This is a genomic window from Pseudomonas sp. SBT1-2, from assembly GCF_028640875.1.
Taxonomy (GTDB): domain Bacteria; phylum Pseudomonadota; class Gammaproteobacteria; order Pseudomonadales; family Pseudomonadaceae; genus Aquipseudomonas; species Aquipseudomonas chlororaphis_I.
This window is the reverse complement of sequence record NZ_JAQZAA010000115.1, coordinates 165,993-185,033: the sequence shown is the minus strand read 5'-3', so window position 1 is coordinate 185,033 and position 19,041 is coordinate 165,993. Positions and strand designations below refer to the sequence as shown.

16 protein-coding genes are annotated in these 19,041 nt (G+C 63.6%); 5 read left to right on the top strand and 11 right to left on the bottom strand.

Annotated elements, in window-relative coordinates; all coding sequences use genetic code 11:
* Positions 1-18 precede the first annotated feature (18 nt).
* Positions 19-1,068 (top strand): alkene reductase, encoded by a 1,050-nt coding sequence (locus PVZ78_RS29540; protein WP_028681793.1) that lies wholly within the window; start codon positions 19-21, stop codon positions 1,066-1,068.
* Between the two features lie 177 nt (positions 1,069-1,245).
* On the opposite strand, the gene PVZ78_RS29535 is transcribed toward PVZ78_RS29540, so the two are convergent.
* Both PVZ78_RS29535 and emhR read right to left on the bottom strand, forming a co-directional pair.
* Complete coding sequence (locus tag PVZ78_RS29535) at positions 1,246-2,133, bottom strand: DMT family transporter (protein ID WP_273829660.1); 888 nt, start codon at positions 2,131-2,133, stop codon at positions 1,246-1,248.
* A 162-nt stretch (positions 2,134-2,295) separates the two neighbouring features.
* Positions 2,296-2,928 (bottom strand): efflux system transcriptional repressor EmhR, encoded by a 633-nt coding sequence (gene emhR, locus PVZ78_RS29530; protein WP_009047414.1) that lies wholly within the window; start codon positions 2,926-2,928, stop codon positions 2,296-2,298.
* A gap of 264 nt (positions 2,929-3,192) precedes the next feature.
* Here emhR and emhA point away from each other — a divergent pair, with 264 nt between their 5' ends.
* From emhA to PVZ78_RS29510, 4 genes are all read left to right on the top strand, one after another.
* The gene (gene emhA / locus PVZ78_RS29525; RefSeq protein ID WP_009047413.1) at positions 3,193-4,350 is read left to right on the top strand and encodes an efflux RND transporter periplasmic adaptor subunit EmhA; all 1,158 of its coding nucleotides are present in this window, start codon (positions 3,193-3,195) and stop codon (positions 4,348-4,350) included.
* 3 nt (positions 4,351-4,353) lie between these two features.
* Positions 4,354-7,500, top strand: a complete 3,147-nt coding sequence (emhB, locus tag PVZ78_RS29520) for an efflux RND transporter permease subunit EmhB (protein WP_016702072.1) — start codon at positions 4,354-4,356, stop codon at positions 7,498-7,500.
* Positions 7,497-8,957 carry an AdeC/AdeK/OprM family multidrug efflux complex outer membrane factor gene (gene adeC, locus PVZ78_RS29515; protein WP_009047411.1) on the top strand — a complete coding sequence of 487 codons (1,461 nt, stop codon included), beginning with the start codon at positions 7,497-7,499 and terminating at the stop codon, positions 8,955-8,957. Before emhB ends, adeC begins: the two co-directional genes overlap by 4 nt.
* A gap of 299 nt (positions 8,958-9,256) precedes the next feature.
* Positions 9,257-10,522, top strand: coding sequence for an OprD family porin (locus tag PVZ78_RS29510; protein WP_038630791.1), 1,266 nt, complete (start codon positions 9,257-9,259; stop codon positions 10,520-10,522).
* A 223-nt stretch (positions 10,523-10,745) separates the two neighbouring features.
* Here PVZ78_RS29510 and pcaC read toward each other — a convergent pair whose 3' ends face one another.
* The 9 genes from pcaC to PVZ78_RS29465 all read right to left on the bottom strand — a co-directional run bounded on the left by pcaC (position 10,746) and on the right by PVZ78_RS29465 (position 19,010).
* The gene (gene pcaC, locus PVZ78_RS29505; RefSeq protein WP_009047408.1) at positions 10,746-11,138 is read right to left on the bottom strand and encodes a 4-carboxymuconolactone decarboxylase; all 393 of its coding nucleotides are present in this window, start codon (positions 11,136-11,138) and stop codon (positions 10,746-10,748) included.
* 11 nt (positions 11,139-11,149) lie between these two features.
* Positions 11,150-11,950 carry a 3-oxoadipate enol-lactonase gene (gene pcaD, locus PVZ78_RS29500; RefSeq protein WP_273829659.1) on the bottom strand — a complete coding sequence of 267 codons (801 nt, stop codon included), beginning with the start codon at positions 11,948-11,950 and terminating at the stop codon, positions 11,150-11,152.
* 11 nt (positions 11,951-11,961) lie between these two features.
* Positions 11,962-13,326 (bottom strand): 3-carboxy-cis,cis-muconate cycloisomerase, encoded by a 1,365-nt coding sequence (locus PVZ78_RS29495; protein WP_273829658.1) that lies wholly within the window; start codon positions 13,324-13,326, stop codon positions 11,962-11,964.
* A 47-nt stretch (positions 13,327-13,373) separates the two neighbouring features.
* On the bottom strand, positions 13,374-14,669 hold the full coding sequence (locus tag PVZ78_RS29490; RefSeq protein WP_016702068.1) for an MFS family transporter: 1,296 nt from the start codon (positions 14,667-14,669) through the stop codon (positions 13,374-13,376).
* Positions 14,670-14,869: 200 nt separating this feature from the next.
* Entirely contained in the window at positions 14,870-15,436 is a 567-nt protein-coding gene (pcaG, locus tag PVZ78_RS29485) for a protocatechuate 3,4-dioxygenase subunit alpha (protein WP_016702067.1), read from the bottom strand.
* Between the two features lies 1 nt (position 15,437).
* Complete coding sequence (pcaH, locus tag PVZ78_RS29480) at positions 15,438-16,142, bottom strand: protocatechuate 3,4-dioxygenase subunit beta (protein ID WP_273829657.1); 705 nt, start codon at positions 16,140-16,142, stop codon at positions 15,438-15,440.
* Positions 16,143-16,171: 29 nt separating this feature from the next.
* Positions 16,172-17,377: a 3-oxoadipyl-CoA thiolase gene (pcaF, locus tag PVZ78_RS29475; protein ID WP_273829680.1), complete on the bottom strand. Its 1,206-nt coding sequence runs from the start codon at positions 17,375-17,377 to the stop codon at positions 16,172-16,174.
* Entirely contained in the window at positions 17,374-18,156 is a 783-nt protein-coding gene (locus PVZ78_RS29470) for a CoA-transferase subunit beta (protein ID WP_177477880.1), read from the bottom strand. Before PVZ78_RS29470 ends, pcaF begins: the two co-directional genes overlap by 4 nt.
* The gene (locus PVZ78_RS29465) at positions 18,153-19,010 is read right to left on the bottom strand and encodes a CoA transferase subunit A (RefSeq protein WP_009047400.1); all 858 of its coding nucleotides are present in this window, start codon (positions 19,008-19,010) and stop codon (positions 18,153-18,155) included. Before PVZ78_RS29465 ends, PVZ78_RS29470 begins: the two co-directional genes overlap by 4 nt.
* Positions 19,011-19,041: the final 31 nt, after the last annotated feature.

Here is a 19,041-nt window from a genome sequence, read left to right as displayed (position 1 = left end):
TAAAGAAGGGTGTATTTCATGACGACTATTTTCGATCCGATCAAACTCGGCGACCTCGAGCTGGCCAACCGCATCATCATGGCGCCGCTGACCCGCTGCCGCGCCGACGAAGGTCGCGTGCCGAACGCGCTGATGGCCGAGTACTACGTACAACGCGCCTCCGCCGGCCTGATCCTCAGCGAGGCCACTTCGGTGACCCCGATGGGCGTCGGCTACCCGGACACCCCGGGCATCTGGTCCAACGACCAGGTGCGCGGCTGGAGCAACGTGACCAAGGCCGTTCACGGCGCGGGCGGCAAGATCTTCCTGCAGCTGTGGCACGTGGGCCGGGTTTCCCACCCAAGCTACCTGAACGGCGAAGCGCCGGTCGCGCCAAGCGCCATCCAGCCCAAGGGCCACGTCAGCCTGGTGCGTCCGCTGGCCGACTACCCGACCCCGCGCGCCCTGGAAACCGCTGAAATCGCCGATATCGTCGACGCCTACCGGGTCGGCGCCGAGAACGCCAAGGCCGCTGGTTTCGACGGCGTGGAAATCCACGGCGCCAACGGCTACCTGCTGGATCAGTTCCTGCAAAGCTCCACCAACCAGCGCACCGACCAGTACGGCGGCTCCCTGGAAAACCGTGCCCGCCTGCTGCTGGAAGTGACCGACGCCGCCATCGAAGTCTGGGGCGCCGGCCGTGTCGGCGTACACCTGGCGCCACGGGCCGACTCCCATGACATGGGCGACGACAACCTGGCCGAAACCTTCACCTATGTCGCTCGCGAACTGGGCAAACGCGGTATCGCCTTTATCTGCTCCCGCGAGAAAGAAGGCGCCGACAGCCTCGGCCCGCAACTGAAAGAAGCCTTCGGCGGCCCGTATATCGCCAACGAGCGCTTCACCAAGGACAGCGCCAACGCCTGGCTGGCCAGCGGCAAGGCCGACGCCGTGGCCTTCGGTGTGCCCTTCATCGCCAACCCGGACCTGCCGGCCCGCCTGAAGGCCGATGCACCGCTGAACGATGCGCGTCCTGAACTGTTCTATGGCAAGGGTCCGGTCGGCTATATCGACTACCCGACGCTGTAAGACGCTTCAATTAAAAAGCCCCGGACTCGCGAGAGCCGGGGCTTTTTCATGCGCATTCACCTGTAGGAGCGAAGCTTGCTCGCGATGGTAGTCAACGATAATGCGGTGTGCCTGAAGCTACCCGTTGCCCTTGGGTTTATCGCGAGCAAGCTTCGCTCCTACAAAGACGGGGCGCGATTAGCTGCGCTTGCGCTGGCCCCAGGCCACGGCCAGGCCGCTGAAGCAGATCACCGCGATCCCGACTATGCCGAAGCTGTCCGGGGTGTGATCGAAGATCAGGTAGCCGTACATGCCCGCGAACAGGATCTGCCCGTAGCTGAATGGCGCCAGCATCGCCGGCGCGGCATGGCGGAAGGCCTGGGTCAGCAACAGGTGGCCAAGCATGCCGCAGGTGCCGAGGCCGATCATGAACAAGGCGTGCCACAGGGTCGGTGTACTCCAGAAGAACGGCAGCGCCGCGCTCATGATCAGGCTGTTGAGAATTCCGGTGAGGAAGTTGCTGGTGGTGGGGCTGTCGACGCCGCTGAGCTTGCGGGTGAACAACTGATAGAAGCCGAAACACAAGGCCGAGCACAGCGGCAGCAGGATCGCCGGGGTGAACAAGGCGCCGCCCGGACGAATCACGATCAAGACCCCGACGAAACCGGCCAGCACCGCCAGCCATTGGCCGCGGGTCACCCGCTCGCCCAGCAGCGGCACGGACAAGGCGGTGACCAGCAAAGGCGCGAGGAAGTTGACCGCGGTGGCCTCGGCCAGGGGGATATAACGCAGGCCGGTGGTGAAAAACAGGCTGGTGCCGATCAGGCACAAGGCGCGCAACAGTTGCAGGCCTGGCCGCTTGGTACGCACCACGGCGGAGAAACCGCTGCGCGGCACGAACACCACCAGCATCAACAGCGTGTGCACCACATACCGGGCCCAGACCACCATGACGATGGGGTAGAACCCGGACAGGTATTTGGAGAGGGTGTCATGACTGGCGAACAGCAAAACCGCCAGGCAAATCAGTGCGATACCTTTTACCGGTTGCTCGGCACCCTTGTAAGCCGCGGTACTTACACTCATTCACATACCCGCAACAATTTCCCTACAAAATACGTAGCTCGCTATCTATCAAGATAAAGTCGCCACGTATATAAAGGCATCCCGGTGAGTCGTGACGAATGAAACATCAAGCTTTATAACGCGCAAACGTTGACATCTGCCGACGTAATTCCGCATTTTGTCTCAATTACGCAGGCTGGGACTCAGGCGCAGCATGTCCAATCCGGTATCGATCCAGCGCTCCGCTTCCTTATGGAGTTCGAAACTGTCCGGCGCCAACAGCCACTGATAAAGAATGCCATCAATATAGGCGTGGATGCTGATGGCCGCCCGGGCAGTATCGAGGTTCTCGGGCAGTTGTCCCCGCTTCACGGCATTGCGCAACCCCAGCTCGATATGCACGTTGCAATCCAGGCTGGCCGCGCGACGCTGGCGCCGCATGTCGCACATTTCATCGGTGATTTCGCACTTGTGAAACAAAATCTCATTAATGCGTCGGGTTTTCGGGTCCAGGGCAATTTGATGAAACAAATGAATCAGCAGCTTGCGCATGCACCCCAGCGGATCGACTTCTTCTTCGTCTTCACTGGCCCTGGCCATTTCATTCAGCGGCTCGCGCAAGGTATCGAGCATGGCCTGCACCAGATCCGCCTTGTTGCTGAAATGCCAGTAAATGGCTCCACGCGTGACACCGGCCAACGCCGCGATATCGGCCAGGGTGGTACGCGCCACACCGCGCTCGTAGAAAGCTTTTTCGGCCGCCTCGAGTATCTGTTTGCGGGTTTCTTGAGCTTCCTCTTTGGTACGACGGACCATGGCAGTAAACCTCGATCAGGATGTTTCAGCGATGCATGAAGCTCATCTGAATAAATATGGAACGGCATCTCGGGTGCCGTTTGCCCAGCCTACAATTCAACGTTTGCAACGGCTTTTGTAACCGAATGGGTACGCCGCCAAGGTATTTACAAACAACCATGAACGTAAGTATATTCCTTAGCAAGCTACTTATCCACTCAGCACCCGTTTTTTACCCTTCCACTTTTCGAGTGCGCATTTTGCGCGCCTGACCCGAGGATCTTCATGCAACTCAAGCCAGCTGTTACCGCTCTGGTCACTGCCGTCGCCCTGGCATCGCTGCTCAGCGGATGTAAAAAGGAAGAGGCGGCTCCCGCCCCACAAGCCCCTCAGGTCGGCGTAGTCACCCTGCAACCTCAAGCCTTTACCCTGACGTCCGAGCTTCCAGGGCGCACCACCGCGTTCCGGATCGCCGAGGTCCGTCCCCAGGTCAACGGCATCATTCTCAAGCGCCTGTTCAAGGAAGGCGGCGACGTCAAGGAAGGTCAGCAGCTCTATCAGATCGATCCGTCGGTCTATGAGTCGACCCTCAAGAGCGCCCAGGCCAACCTGCAATCGACCAAGTCGATCTCCGATCGCTACAAGCAACTGGTCGACGAACAGGCCGTAAGCCGCCAGGAATACGACACCGCCGTCGCCAACCGCCTGCAATCGGAAGCCGCGCTGCAGAGCGCCCAGATCGACCTGCGCTACACCAAGGTGCTGTCGCCGATCTCCGGGCGTATCGGCCGTTCTTCGGTCACCGAAGGCGCATTGGTCAGCAACGGTCAATCCGCTGCCATGGCAACCATCCAGCAACTCGACCCGATCTACGTCGACGTCACCCAGTCGTCGGTGGAACTGCTCGAGCTGCGCCGTGAGCTGGAAAGCGGTCGCCTGCAGAAGGCCGGCGACAACGCCGCCAAGGTCAAGCTGACCCTGGAAGACGGCAGCCAGTACAAGCTCGACGGCAAGCTGGAGTTCTCCGAAGTGTCGGTCGACGAAACCACCGGTTCCGTGACCCTGCGCGCAGTGTTCCCGAACCCGGAACACACCCTGCTGCCAGGCATGTTCGTGCACGCGCAACTGCAGGCCGGCGTGAATGCCGCGGCGATCCTCGCCCCGCAACAAGGCGTGACCCGCGACCTCAAGGGTACACCGACCGCCCTGGTGGTTGGTCCGGACAACAAGGTTGAACTGCGTCAGCTCAAGGCCAGCCGCACCGTCGGCAACCAGTGGCTGATCGAGGACGGCCTGAAGGCCGGTGATCGCCTGATCACCGAAGGGCTGCAATTCGTCCGACCTGGCGTCGAAGTCAAAGCCAGCGAAGCGACCAACGTTCCAGCCAAAAACCCGGCCACTGCACAGGCAACTGACAAAGCTGCAGGCGGCAAAGGGGAGTAAACCATGTCGAAATTTTTTATCGACCGTCCGATTTTCGCCTGGGTAATCGCCCTGGTGATCATGCTGGTCGGGGCTCTATCGATCCTCAAATTGCCGATCAACCAATACCCGAGCATCGCGCCTCCGGCGATCGCTATCTCCGTGACCTACCCAGGCGCTTCCGCACAGACCGTGCAGGACACCGTGGTGCAGGTCATCGAGCAGCAGCTCAACGGTATCGACAACCTGCGTTATGTGTCCTCGGAAAGTAACTCCGACGGCAGCATGACCATTACCGCGACCTTCGAGCAGGGCACCAACTCGGACACCGCGCAGGTTCAGGTACAGAACAAGCTGAACCTGGCCACCCCGCTGCTGCCGCAAGAAGTGCAGCAACAGGGTATCCGCGTGACCAAGGCGGTGAAGAACTTCCTGTTGGTGATCGGTGTGGTTTCCGAGGACGGCAGCATGTCCAAGGACGACCTCTCGAACTACATCGTGTCCAACATGCAGGACCCGATCTCGCGGACCGCGGGCGTGGGTGATTTCCAGGTATTCGGTGCCCAGTACGCCATGCGTATCTGGCTCGACCCGGCCAAGCTGAACAACTTCAACCTGACTCCGGTTGACGTGAAGAACGCCGTGGCGGCGCAGAACGTCCAGGTCTCGTCCGGCCAGATCGGTGGCTTGCCAGCCCTGCCAGGCCAGCAACTGAACGCCACCATCATTGGCAAGACCCGCCTGCAGACTGCCGAGCAGTTCAAGGCGATCCTGCTGAAGGTCAACGCGGACGGCTCGCAAGTGCGTCTGGGCGATGTCGCCGATGTCGCCCTGGGGGGTGAAAACTACTCCGTCAGTGCCCAGTTCAACGGTGCCCCGGCTTCCGGCCTGGCGGTGAAACTGGCCAACGGCGCCAACGCCCTGGACACCGCCAAGGCCCTGCGCAAGACCATCAGCGACCTGGAACCGTTCTTCCCGGAAGGGATGAAAGTGGTGTTCCCGTACGACACCACCCCGGTGGTGACCGAGTCGATCAAGGGTGTGGTTGAAACCCTGGTCGAAGCGATCGTGCTGGTGTTCCTGGTGATGTTCTTGTTCCTGCAGAACTTCCGCGCCACCGTCATCACCACCATGACCGTTCCGGTGGTGTTGCTGGGTACCTTCGGCATCCTCGCGGCCGCCGGGTTCAGCATCAACACCCTGACCATGTTCGGCATGGTGCTGGCCATCGGCTTGCTGGTGGACGACGCCATCGTCGTGGTGGAAAACGTCGAGCGGGTAATGGCCGAGGAAGGCCTGTCACCCAAGGAAGCGACCAAGAAGTCCATGGGCCAGATCCAGGGCGCCCTGGTCGGTATTGCCCTGGTGCTGTCGGCGGTACTGCTGCCAATGGCGTTCTTCAGCGGTTCCACCGGTGTGATCTACAAGCAGTTCTCGATCACCGTGGTCTCGGCCATGGCCCTGTCGGTCCTGGTTGCCCTGATCTTCACCCCGGCCCTGTGCGCCACCATGCTCAAGGCCATTCCCCACGGCGAACACGCCGCGCCGAAACGCGGCTTCTTCGGCTGGTTCAACCGTACCTTCGACCGCAGCGTCAAAAGCTACGAGCGTGGCGTGGGCAACATCCTGCGGCACAAGGCGCCTTACCTGCTGGCCTACGCGCTGATCGTGGTCGGCATGATCTGGCTGTTCGCCCGTATCCCGACTGCGTTCCTTCCGGAAGAAGACCAGGGCGTACTGTTCGCCCAGGTACAGACCCCGGCCGGCTCCAGCTCCGAGCGGACCCAGGTGGTCGTCGACGAAATGCGCGCCTACCTGCTGGACAAGGAAAAGGACACCGTGGCCTCGGTCTTCACCGTGAACGGCTTCAACTTCGCCGGTCGTGGCCAGAGTTCGGGCATGGCGTTCATCATGCTCAAGCCGTGGGACGAACGCTCCGTGGACAACAGCGTGTTCAACCTGGCCGCCCGTGCCCAGCAGCACTTCTTCAGCTTCCGCGATGCGATGGTGTTCGCCTTCGCCCCACCGGCGGTACTGGAGCTGGGTAACGCCACCGGTTTCGACGTGTTCCTGCAGGACCGCGCCGGTATCGGCCACGAGAAACTGATGGAAGCGCGCAACCAGTTCCTCGGCATGGCGGCGCAGAGCAAGATCCTCTCCCAGGTGCGTCCGAACGGCCTGAACGACGAGCCGCAGTACCAGCTGGAAATCGATGACGAGAAGGCCAGCGCCCTGGGCGTGACCATCTCCGACATCAACAACACCTTGTCGATTGCCCTGGGCAGTAGCTACGTCAACGACTTCATCGACCGCGGTCGGGTGAAGAAGGTGTACATCCAGGGTCAGCCTAACGCTCGCATGAGCCCCGAGGACCTGAAGAAGTGGTACGTGCGTAACAGCGCCGGGACCATGGTGCCGTTCGCCTCCTTCGCCAAGGGCACATGGATCTACGGTTCGCCGAAACTGGCCCGCTACAACGGCGTGGAAGCGGTGGAAGTCCTGGGTGCCCCGGCGCCGGGCTACAGTACCGGTGAAGCCATGGCCGAAGTCGAAGCCATCGCCAAGAAGCTGCCGGCCGGTGTCGGTATCTCCTGGACCGGCCTGTCCTACGAGGAACGCCTGTCGGGCTCGCAAGCGCCTGCGCTGTACGCCTTGTCGCTGCTGATGGTGTTCCTGTGTCTGGCGGCGCTGTATGAAAGCTGGTCGATTCCGATCGCGGTCATGCTGGTGGTGCCGCTGGGGATCATCGGTGCGCTGATGGCAACCAGCCTGCGCGGCCTGTCCAACGACGTGTACTTCCAGGTGGGGCTGTTGGTGACCATCGGTCTGGCGGCGAAAAACGCCATTCTGATCGTCGAGTTCGCCAAGGAACTGCACGAACAGGGCCGCAGCCTGGTGGACGCGGCGATCGAAGCCTGCCGCATGCGTCTGCGTCCGATCATCATGACCTCCCTGGCCTTCGTGCTCGGTGTGGTACCGCTGGCCATCTCCACCGGCGCAGGCTCGGGTAGCCAGCATGCGATCGGTACCGGGGTGATTGGCGGTATGCTCACCGCGACTGTCCTGGCAATATTCTGGGTACCTTTGTTCTTCGTCACCGTGTCCAAGATGGGCCGCCGCAAGGCAGACGAAGCGCAAACTACTGAAACTCCTGAAGAGGCTGGCCAATGAGCAAGTCGCTACTCTCCCTCGCAATCACCGCCGCCGTGCTGAGTGGTTGCTCGCTGATACCGGATTATCAGCAGCCGCAAGCGCCGGTCGCGGCGCAATACCCGCAAGGGCCGGCCTATTCGCCTGCGGAGGCAGCCAACCAGGCAGCCGCCGAACAGGGCTGGCGGCAGTTTTTCCATGACCCTGCCCTGCAGCAGCTGATCCAGACCGCGCTGGTGAACAACCGCGACCTGCGGGTCGCGGCGCTGAACATCGACGCCTACGCCGCGCAGTACCAGATCCAGCGCGCGGACCTGTTCCCGGCGATTTCGGCCAACGGCAGCGGCAGTCGTCAACGTACCCCGGCGCGGATGTCGCAGACCGGTGAAGCGGCCATCTCCAGCCAGTACTCGGCAACCCTGGGTATCAGCGCTTACGAGCTGGACCTGTTCGGTCGCGTTCGCAGCTTGAGCGAGCAGGCCTTGCAGACCTACTTCTCCAGCGAAGAAGCCCGGCGCAGCACGCAGATCAGCCTGGTGGCCAGCGTGGCCAACGCCTACCTGACCTGGCAGGCCGACAAGGAACTGCTCAAGCTGACCCAGGACACCCTGGCGGCCTACGAGGAGAGCTACCGCCTCACCTCGCGCAGCAACGAAGTCGGCGTGGCCTCGGCCCTGGACCTGAGCCAGGCGCGGACCTCGGTGGAAAACGCCCGGGTGCAACTGGCGCGTTACACCCGCCAGGTGGCCCAGGACGAAAACAGCCTGACGCTGCTGCTGGGTACCTCGATCCCGGCCAACCTGCCGAGCGCGCAGCCGTTGTCGGCCGACCTGCTCAGCGAGTTGCCGGCCGGCCTGCCGTCGGAACTGCTGCAACGCCGTCCGGACATCCTCGCCGCCGAGCACAACCTGAAAGCCGCCAACGCCAGTATTGGCGCGGCACGCGCGGCGTTCTTCCCGAGCATCAGCCTGACCGCCAATGCCGGGACCTTGAGCCCGGACATGGGCGGTCTGTTCAAGGGTGGCTCGGGCACCTGGTCGTTCGCGCCGCAGATCAATATCCCGATCTTCAACGCCGGCAGCCTGCGCGCCAGCCTGGATTACTCGAAAATCCAGAAAGACATCAACGTGGCGCAGTACGAGAAGTCCATCCAGACCGCCTTCCAGGAAGTCTCCGATGGCCTGGCCGCACGTCAGACCTACAACCAGCAGTTGCAGGCCCAGCGTGACTTCGTCAACGCCAACCAGGACTACTACCGTCTGGCCGAGCGTCGCTACCGCATCGGTGTCGACAGCAACCTGACCTTCCTCGACGCCCAGCGCTCGCTGTTCAGCGCGCAGCAAGCGTTGATCACCGACCGGCTTGCGCAGCTGACCAGCGAGGTCAACCTGTACAAGGCCCTGGGTGGCGGTTGGAACGAGCAAGGTTCGCAGAAAGCCGAAGTGAGCAAAGAGGCACCGCCACTGAAGCTGTTCTGAGTGCATGACGCTTGAAAAAAGCCCACCTTCCGGTGGGCTTTTTTATGGGCCGAAGACGGCCGCCACTTGTGTTCGTTAATCGCCCAAAACCCGCCAAGGCCAATTGAACAGGCCCGTTGATCCAACGCACCATTCCCCGCACCTACAAAAACCAATAACAACAGGTTCGTCATCATGACCCCGCGCCCTGCCCGCTCCGGCTGATTCCGTTCCATCCACCCTCCCGGTTTCAACCTTGTCTGCAACCTGACGTTGCGGCAGCGCCCTGCCTCACCCCTAACAATTAGAGAGCCCGATCCATGAAGCCATCCACTCGCACTCCCTATTCCCTGCTGCCCAGCCTGCTGGCCGTCAGCATCGCCGGCACGGCCCTGCCGGTCATGGCCGCGGAGTCCGGCTTTCTCGAAGACGCCAAGGTCAACCTGAACCTGCGCAACTTCTACATCAACCGTAACTTCACCAACCCGGGCAAGAGCCAGGGCAAGGCTGAAGAGTGGACCCAGAGCTTCATCCTCGACGCCAAGTCCGGCTTCACCCAGGGCACCATCGGTTTCGGCATGGACGTGCTGGGGCTGTACTCGCTGAAGCTCGATGGTGGCAAGGGCACCGGCGGCACCCAGCTGCTGCCCCTGGATCACGACGGGCGTCCGGCCGACCACTTCGGCCGCACGGGCGTCGCGTTCAAGGCCCGCCTGTCGCAGACCGAAGTCAAGGTCGGCGAATGGATGCCAGTGCTGCCGATCCTGCGCTCGGACGACGGTCGCTCCCTGCCCCAGACCTTCCGCGGCGGCCAGATCACCTCGAAGGAAATTGACGGCCTGACCCTCTACGGCGGCCAGTTCCGCGCCAACAGCCCGCGTGACGACAGCAGCATGAGCGACATGTCGATGACCGGCAAAGCGGCCTTCACCTCCGACCGTTTCAACTTCCAGGGCGGCGAATACAGCTTCAACGACAAGCGCACCCAGGTCGGGGTGTGGAACGCCCAGCTCAAGGACATCTACAGCCAGCAATACCTCAACCTGATCCACAGCCAGCCGCTGGGCGACTGGACCCTGGGCGCCAACATCGGCTTCTTCTACGGCAAGGAGGATGGCAGCGCCCGCGCCGGCGACCTGGACAACAAGACCTGGTCGGGCCTGTTCTCGGCCAAGTACGGCGGCCACACCTTCTACGTCGGCCTGCAGAAACTCACTGGCGACAACGCCTGGATGCGCGTCAACGGCACCAGCGGCGGTACCCTGGCCAACGACAGCTACAACGCCAGCTACGACAATGCCCAGGAAAGATCCTGGCAACTGCGTCATGACTACAACTTCGTCGCGGTCGGCATACCCGGCCTGACCTTGATGAACCGCTACATCAAGGGCGACAACGTGCACACCGGCACCATCACCGACGGCAAGGAATGGGGACGCGAGAGCGAGCTGGCCTACACCGTGCAAAGCGGCACGCTGAAGAACCTCAACGTCAAATGGCGCAACTCGACCATGCGCCGCGACTTCAGCACCAACGAGTTCGACGAGAACCGCCTGATCATCAGCTACCCGATCAGCCTGCTGTAAGCCCACTCGCTCGCCCACACCAAAAACAAGGCCAGCCCCATTCCCGGGGCTGGCCTTGTTTTTTGCAGGAGCAAAGCTTGCTCGCGATGATCGTCAACGATGGCGCGTACTGACTGGCTGAACGCCGCACCCTCAGGTTCATCGCGAGCAAGCTCGCTCCTGCAGGGAAAACGCAGCGGCGCCGAGTTGCTCGGCGCCGCCTTTCTTTACAAGTCGCGGGTCATCAGGCGCGGGATTCGACGCCCAGCTCGTCCCACACCGACTCGGCCAGGTGGAAGGTCGCGTTGGCCGCCGGAATACCGCAGTAGATCGCGCTCTGCATGATCACTTCCTTGATCTCGGCGCGGCTCACGCCGTTGTTGGCGGCGGCGCGCAGGTGCAGCTTGAGCTCTTCGTTGCGGTTCATGCCGATCAGCATGGCGATGGTGATCAGGCTGCGGGTGTGGCGTGGCAGGCCCGGACGTGTCCAGATATCGCCCCAGGCGTGCCGGGTGATCATTTCCTGGAACTCCGAGTTGAACTCGGTCAGGGTGTTCAGGCTGCGATCGACATGGGCATCGCCCAGCACCGCGCGACGCACTTGCATGCCTTCGGCGTAACGTTGTTTCTCGTCCATCGGGGGCTTCCTCAAATGTTCTGGTCAGCCAGCAGAAATGCCACGACCCGCTCGCTGAACGCCGCGCCGGCCTGGACGTTGGACAGGTGCGCCGCATGGAACTCGGCGTATTCGGCGCCGCGCACGCGCTCCTGAATGAAATGCCCGCCCGAGGGCGGCGTGACCGCATCTTCGGTACCGGACACCACCAGGGTCGGTGCCTCGATCGCCGACAGTTGATCGCGGAAATCCGCATCGCGCACCGCCGCGCAGTTGGCGGCATAACCCTGGGGCGAGGTGGCCGCCAGCATGTCGGTGATCAGCTTGGCCTGGTCCGGGTGCGCCACGGCGAAGGCCGGGGTGAACCAGCGGGCGATCGAGGCATCGCGCAATGCGACCATGGCCGCCTGGCCATCGCGCAGCACGGTTTCGATGCGTGGGTTCCATACCGATGGATCGCCGATCTTCGCCGCGGTGTTGCACACCACCAACTTGTTCAGGCGCTCGCCGGCATTGATGCCCAGCCACTGGCCAATCAACCCGCCCATGGACAGGCCGCAGAAATGCGCACGCTGGATATGCAGCGCGTCCAGCAGCGCCAGCACGTCACGGCCCAACTGCTCGATGCTGTAGGGGCCTTCGGTGACCAGGGATTTGCCGTGGCCACGGGTGTCGAAACGCAGCACGCGGAAGTGCTTGGTAAAGGCCGGAATCTGGATGTCCCACATGTGCAGGTCGGTACCCAGGGAGTTGGACAGGACCAGCACCGGCGCATCGACCGGGCCGTCCAGTTGGTAATGCAGTTCGCCATCGGCGAGTTGTACGAATCCCACGGCAGTCTCCTTCAGGCGTTCAAGGCTAAATGTTCGGCCACGGCGCGCTCGACCCAGGCTTGTGCCTGGCCGAGGTAATGCGCCGGGTCCAGCAGGCGGTCCAGTTCTTCCGCCGACAGTTCGGCGGTCACTTGCGGCTCGTCCCCCAGCACCGCGCGCAGATGCCGCTGTTCAGCTACCGCGCGTTTGCAGCACTGCTCCAGCAGATGGTGTGCGGTCTCGCGACCCAGGCGCTGGGCCAGGGCGATGCTCACGGCTTCCGCCAGCACCAGCCCCTGGGTCAGGTCGAGGTTCCTGGCCATGCGCGCGGCGTCGACTTCCAGGCCGTCGGCCACCAGCAGCGCCTGTTGCAAGGCACCGGACACCAGGCAGCAGATCTCCGGCAGGGTTTCCCATTCGGCGTGCCACAGGCCCAGGCTGCGTTCGTGCTCCTGGGGCATGGCGCTGAACATCGTCGCCAGCAGCCCGGGAACCCGGGTCGCCGCGCCGATCAATACCGCCGCGCCCACCGGGTTGCGCTTGTGCGGCATGGTCGAGGAGCCGCCCTTGCCCGGCGCCGACGGCTCGAAGACTTCCGCCGCCTCGGTCTGCATCAGCAGGCTGATGTCACGGCCGAGCTTGCCGAGGCTGCCGGCGATCAGGCCGAGCACCGAGGCGAACTCCACCAGCCGGTCGCGCTGGGTGTGCCAGGGCTGCTCCGGCAGGCTCAGTTGCAACTCCTCGGCCAGGGCCTGGGCAATGGGCAGGGCCTGCTCGCCCAGGGCCGCGAGGGTGCCCGAGGCCCCGCCGAACTGCAGCACCAGCAAGCGCGGCTTGAGCTGCGCCAGACGCTCGCGGCTGCGGGTCACGGCCCCCAGCCAGCCGGCGATCTTCATGCCGAGGGTGACCGGCGTGGCATGTTGCAGCCAGGTGCGGCCGGCCATGGGTGTGTCGGCATAACGTTGGGCCTGGGCGGCCAGGATGCCGCCGAGGCGCGCCAGGTCGTTGTCGATCAGGCTCAGCGCCTGCCGCAGTTGCAGGACCAGCCCGCTGTCCATCACATCCTGGCTGGTGGCGCCCAGGTGCACATAACGCTCGGCGCTGGCATCGGTCTTGGCGATCTGCTTGCCCAGGGCCTTGACCAGTGGGATCGCTGAGTTGCCCGCAGTGGCGATGGCCTGACCCAGGGCGGAAAAATCATAGAGTCCGGCGCGGCAGGCCGCCTCGATCGGCGCCACTGCCGCGGCCGGAATCACTCCGACCCGAGCCTCGGCCCGGGCCAGCGCGGCCTCGAAGTCGAGCATGGCCTGGACCCAGCCCTGGTCGCAGAACACCGCGCGCATATCGCGGGTGGTGAAGTAGGCATCGAACAGTTGGTTGCTCGCCGGTGTACTCATAAACAATCCTTTGGGGCGTGCGTCCGCGACGGACGCGCGCGGACAGGTCAAAGATCGTGGTGCAGGTACGCCGCCTGTTTAGGCAGACGCAGGCTGAACAGGAAGGCAATCGCCATCATCGCCGTCACGTACCAGTAGAAGGTGTTTTCCATGCCCAGGGATTTCAGGCCCAGGGCCACGTATTCCGCCGAACCGCCGAACAGCGCGTTGGCCACCGCATAGGCCAGGCCTACCCCCAGCGCCCGCACTTGCGGCGGGAACATCTCGGCTTTTACCAGGCCGCTGATGGAGGTGTAGAAACTGACGATCGCCAGGGCCAGGGTGATCAGCACGAAGGCCAGGAACGGGCTGGTAACGGTTTTCAGGGTCAGCAGGATAGGCACGGTGCACAGCGTACCCAGCGCGCCGAACCAGAGCATCGAGTTACGCCGGCCGATCTTGTCCGCCAGCATGCCGAACAGCGGCTGCATGCACATATAAAGAAACAGCGCGCCGGTCATGATGTAGCTGGCGGTCTTGGCGTGCATGCCGGCGGTGTTCACCAGGTATTTCTGCATATAGGTGGTGAAGGTGTAGAAAATCAGCGAACCACCGGCGGTGTAGCCGAGCACGGTGACAAAGGCCTTCGAGTGATGCTTGAACAGCGCGGCCACGCTGCCGGCGTCCTTGTCTTCACGCATTTCCTTGCTGGTGGTTTCTTTCAGCGAACGCCGCAGCAGCAGGGAGATCAGGGCCGCGATGGCGCCGATCACGAACGGAATGCGCCAGCCCCAGGCCTTCAGCTCCGCCTCGTCGAGAAACTGCTGCAGGATCACCACCACCAGCACTGCCAGCAGTTGCCCGCCGATCAGGGTCACGTACTGGAAGGAGGCGAAGAACCCGCGCTGGCCCTTGAGCGCGACTTCGCTCATGTAGGTCGCGGTGGTGCCGTATTCCCCGCCCACTGACAGGCCCTGGAACAGCCGCGCCATCAGCAGCAGCGCCGGCGCCCAGGCACCGATGCTGGCGTAGGTCGGCAGGAAGGCGATGACCAAGGAGCCGGCGCACATCATCAGCACCGAGATCATCATGGAATTCTTGCGCCCGTGCTTGTCGGCCACCCGGCCGAACAGCCAGCCGCCGATAGGACGCATCAGAAACCCGGCGGCGAACACGCCGGCGGTATTGAGCAGTTGCACCGTGGGGTCGTCGGAGGGGAAAAACGCCGGGGCGAAATAGATCGCGCAGAAGGCGTAGACGTAGAAGTCGAACCATTCGACCAGGTTGCCGGAGGAGGCGCCGACGATCGCGAAGATCCTCTTGCTGCGTTCCTCGGTCGTGTAGTGACTGGTTAACGTTGTCATGGCTTTTCACTCTTTGGGGACGTGGTGAGTCTAGACATACTTTGTAACAGTCCCGTTCCGCAAGACGACCTTGGGGGGTATCGGCCTATTCGGCCTTATCGCGAGCAAGCTCGCTCCTACAGGATGTGGGTCGATCACGATGCCGTGATTCAACTGCGGTCATGTAGGAGCGAGCTTGCTCGCGCTCCCCCCAGGCACACTCAATAATCGAAAAACACGGTTTCCGCGTCGGTACCCTGCAGGATCACGTTCCAGTGGTAGTGACCCGGCGCATCCGCCTTGGCCAGCAAGGTGGCGCGACGCTCTGCGGGCACGCAGGCCAGCAGCGGATCGGCCGCGTTGGCCGGTTCGCCGTCGAAGTAGATGCGGGTCAGCAAGTGCTTGACCAGGCCCCGGGCAAACACCAGCACCACCAGGTGCGGCGCCTGGGTCGAACCCTGCAGGCCAGGCACGCTGCCCGGCTTGATGGTGGTGAAGCGGAAACGCCCTTCCCCATCCACCGGCACCCGGCCGAAGCCCTGGAAGTTCGGGTCCAGGGCCTTGTCCTGATCGTCTTCCGGGTGATCGTACTTGCCGGCCGCGTTGGCCTGCCAGATTTCCAGCATGGCGTCGTTGACGAAGTCGCCGTTGCCATCCACCACCTGGCCGCTGATCGCTACCCGTTCGCCGAGGGTCTCGGCCTGGGTCAGGTCTTCGCGGTTCAGCCAGGTCAGGCCGATGTGGTAGTAGGGGCCGACGGTGTGGGACGTGGTCGCAGTCAGCGTCATCTTATTTCTCCATCGGCGTGGCATCGCGGCCGCGCAAGACGATGTCCCAACGGTAGCCGAGGGCGTAGGACGGAATGGTTTTCTCCAGGTCGAAGCTGGCGATCAGGCGTTCCTTGGCGCTGGTGTCCGGCACGCAGTTGTAGATCGGGTCGTAGGCCAGCAGCGGGTCGCCCGGGAAATACATCTGGGTCACCAGGCGCGTGAGGATGCTCGGCCCGAACAGCGAGAAGTGGATATGCGCTGGACGCCAGGCATTGTGGTGGTTACCCCAGGGGTAGGCACCGGGCTTGATGGTCTGGAACTGGTACCAGCCATCGGCGTCGGTGACGGTGCGCCCGGTGCCGGTGAAGTTCGGGTCCAGCGGCGCATCGTGCAGGTCACGCTCGTGGTTGTAGCGACCGGCGGCGTTGGCCTGCCAGATCTCCACCAGGATCCCCGGCACCGGCAGGCCGTTCTCGTCCAGCACCCGGCCGTGGATGATGATGCGCTCGCCCTGGGGCTCGCCGGCATGCTGGGCGGTGAGGTCGTTGTCCTTGTCCTGCAGGTAATCGGCGCCGATGGTCGGGCCGGTGATTTCCGACAGCGAATGGAGCAGGAACACCAGCGGCTTGGACGGCGAGCGGGTGTTGGTGGATTTGTAGGCCGGGTTCAGGTAATCAGGCTGAGTACCTGGTTGCGGGCGCCGGTAACCGGGCTTGTCGGTCATGCTCGATCCTCGTTCTTATAAAAAGCGCGTCAGACGCGCTCGATGGCCAGTGCCAGGCCCTGGCCGACACCCACGCACATGGTCGCCAGGCCTTTCTTGCCACCGGTCTTTTCCAGGTGGTGCAGCGCCGTCAATACCAGGCGCGCGCCGCTCATGCCCAGCGGATGGCCAAGGGCGATGGCGCCGCCGTTGGGGTTGACCTGGGGCGCGTCGTCCGCCAGGCCCAGTTCGCGCAACACCGCCAGGCCCTGGCTGGCGAAGGCTTCGTTGAGTTCGATCACATCAAAATCGCTGACCGCCACGCCCAGGCGCTCGGTCAACTTGCGCACCGCCGGCACCGGGCCGATGCCCATCACCCGTGGCGCGACGCCGGCGCTGGCCATGCCCAGCACCCGGGCACGGGCGCTCAGGCCGTGCTTTTTCACCGCCTCGGCCGACGCCAGGATCAGCGCCGCCGCCCCGTCGTTGACGCCCGAGGCGTTGCCGGCGGTGACGGTCTTGTCCGGGCCATTGACCGGCTTGAGCTTGCTCAGGGTTTCCAGCGAGGTATCGGCCCGCGGATGCTCGTCCTGCTCGACCACCGTCTCGCCCTTCTTGTGGACGATGCGCACCGGGACGATTTCCTCGGCGAAGAACCCGGCGGCCTGCGCCGCGGCGGTGCGTTGCTGGCTGCGCAGGGCGAACGCGTCCTGGTCGGCGCGCGACACCTGATAATCGTCGGCGACGTTGTCGGCGGTCTGCGGCATGGCATCCACGCCGTACTGGGCCTTCATCAGCGGGTTGATGAAGCGCCAGCCGATGGTGGTGTCTTCCAACTTCATGTTGCGCGAAAAGGCGGTGTCGGCCTTGCCCATGACAAAGGGCGCGCGGGACATCGACTCGACGCCGCCGGCGATGGCCAGCTCCATCTCGCCACTGGCGATGGCGCGAAAAGCGGTGCCGATGGCATCCATGCCCGAAGCGCACAGGCGGTTGAGAGTCACACCCGGAATGGTTTCCGGCAGCCCGGCCAGCAGCAGCGCCATGCGCGCCACGTTGCGATTGTCTTCGCCGGCCTGGTTGGCGCAGCCGAGGAACACCTCGTCCACCGCGCTCCAGTCCACCGACGGGTTGCGCTCGATCAGCGCCTTGATCGGCGCGGCGGCCAGATCGTCGGCACGGACGGTCGACAGGCCGCCACCAAAGCGGCCGATGGGGGTACGAATGGCGTCACAGATAAACACTTCGCGCATCAGGCTTCTCCCGGAGTCTGGCCATGGGCCGCGGCGGTGCGGGCTTCCAGGTCACGCAGGGCGGTCAGTTCGATCTCGGTCGGCGCGGCGGTCTCTGCGACCTGGTCGGCGAAACGGATCGCCCAACCGGTGGCGGCGACCACCTGCTCACGGGTCACGCCCGGGTGCAGCGAGGTGACCACGAATTCATGGCTGCCGGCTTCCGGCTCCATGATGCACAGGTCGGTGATGATCCCCACCGGCCCGGCCCCTGGCAGGCCCAGGCGTTTGCGCGAGTCGCCGCCTTCGCCATGACCGACCGAGGTGATGAAGTCGAGCTTGTCGACAAAGGAGCGCGACGACTGCTTGAGGATGATCAGCACGCTTTTGGCGGAACCTGCGATCTCCGGCGCACCGCCAGCACCTGGCAGGCGGACTTTCGGCTGGTGGTAATCGCCAACCACCGTGGTGTTGATGTTGCCGAAACGGTCGACCTGGGCGGCGCCGAGGAAACCGACGTCGATACGCCCGCCTTGCAGCCAGTAGCGGAAGATCTCGCCGGTCGGCACCACGGTGTCCGCGGTCTCGGCCAGTTCGCCGTCACCGATGGACAGCGGCAGCACGCTGGGCTTGGCGCCGATCGGGCCGGATTCGTAGATCAGCACCACGTCCGGCGACGAAGTCAGGCGCGCCAGGTTGGCGGCCTTGGACGGCAGGCCGATCCCGACAAAGCACACCGAGCCGTTCTGCAGGCGGCGGGCGGCGGCAACGGTCATCATTTCATTGGTGGTGTAAGTCATTATTTGGCCCCCGTTGCTGCGGCCAGCTTGGCCTGGAATTCGCTGAAGTCAGCGCTGCCGCGGATGTATTCGTTGATCCAGGCGGTGAAGGTTTCACGGTCGCGGGCGATCGGGTCCCAGGCCTGGTAGAAGATGTTGTCGCGCTCGGTGTAACCGTGGGCGTAGGACGGATGGGCGCCGCCCGGTACGTGGCAGACCGCGCTCAGGGCCCAGGTCGGCAGCACGCAGGCGTTCATCGGCGCGTTCAGGTCGTCGACGATTTCTTCCACGGTGACGATGCAGCGCTTGGCGGCCAGGGCGGCCTCCTTCTGCACGCCAAGGATGCCCCACAGCAGCACGTTGCCCTTGCGGTCGGCTTTTTGCGCGTGGATCACGGTGACGTCAGGGCGTACCGATGGCACCGCCGCCAGCACTTCACCGGTGAATGGGCAGGTCACGCTCTTGATCAACGGGTTGACCTTCGGCAGGTCGGAGCCGGCATAAGCGCGCAACACCGCGAATGGCAGGCCCGAGGCACCCGCCACGTAGGCGTTGGCCAGGTCGGCGTGGCTGTGTTCTTCGATTTCCAGGGCGTGGGGCCATTGCTTCTCGACCGCGTCCCGCAGGCGATGCAGGGAACCCACGCCCGGGTTGCCGCCCCAGGAGAAAATCAGCTTGCGGGCACAACCGGCACCGATCAACTGGTCGTAGATCAGGTCAGGGGTCATCCGTACCAGGGTCAGGTCTTTTTTGCCCTGGCGAATGATTTCGTGACCCGCGGCCGTGGGGATCAGGTGGGTGAAGCCTTCGAGCGCGACGGTATCGCCGTCGTTGACGAACTGCTTCACCGCGTCGTGCAGCGAAAGGATTTCAGCCATGGAGGGATCTCCCGATTGTTATTGAGCGACT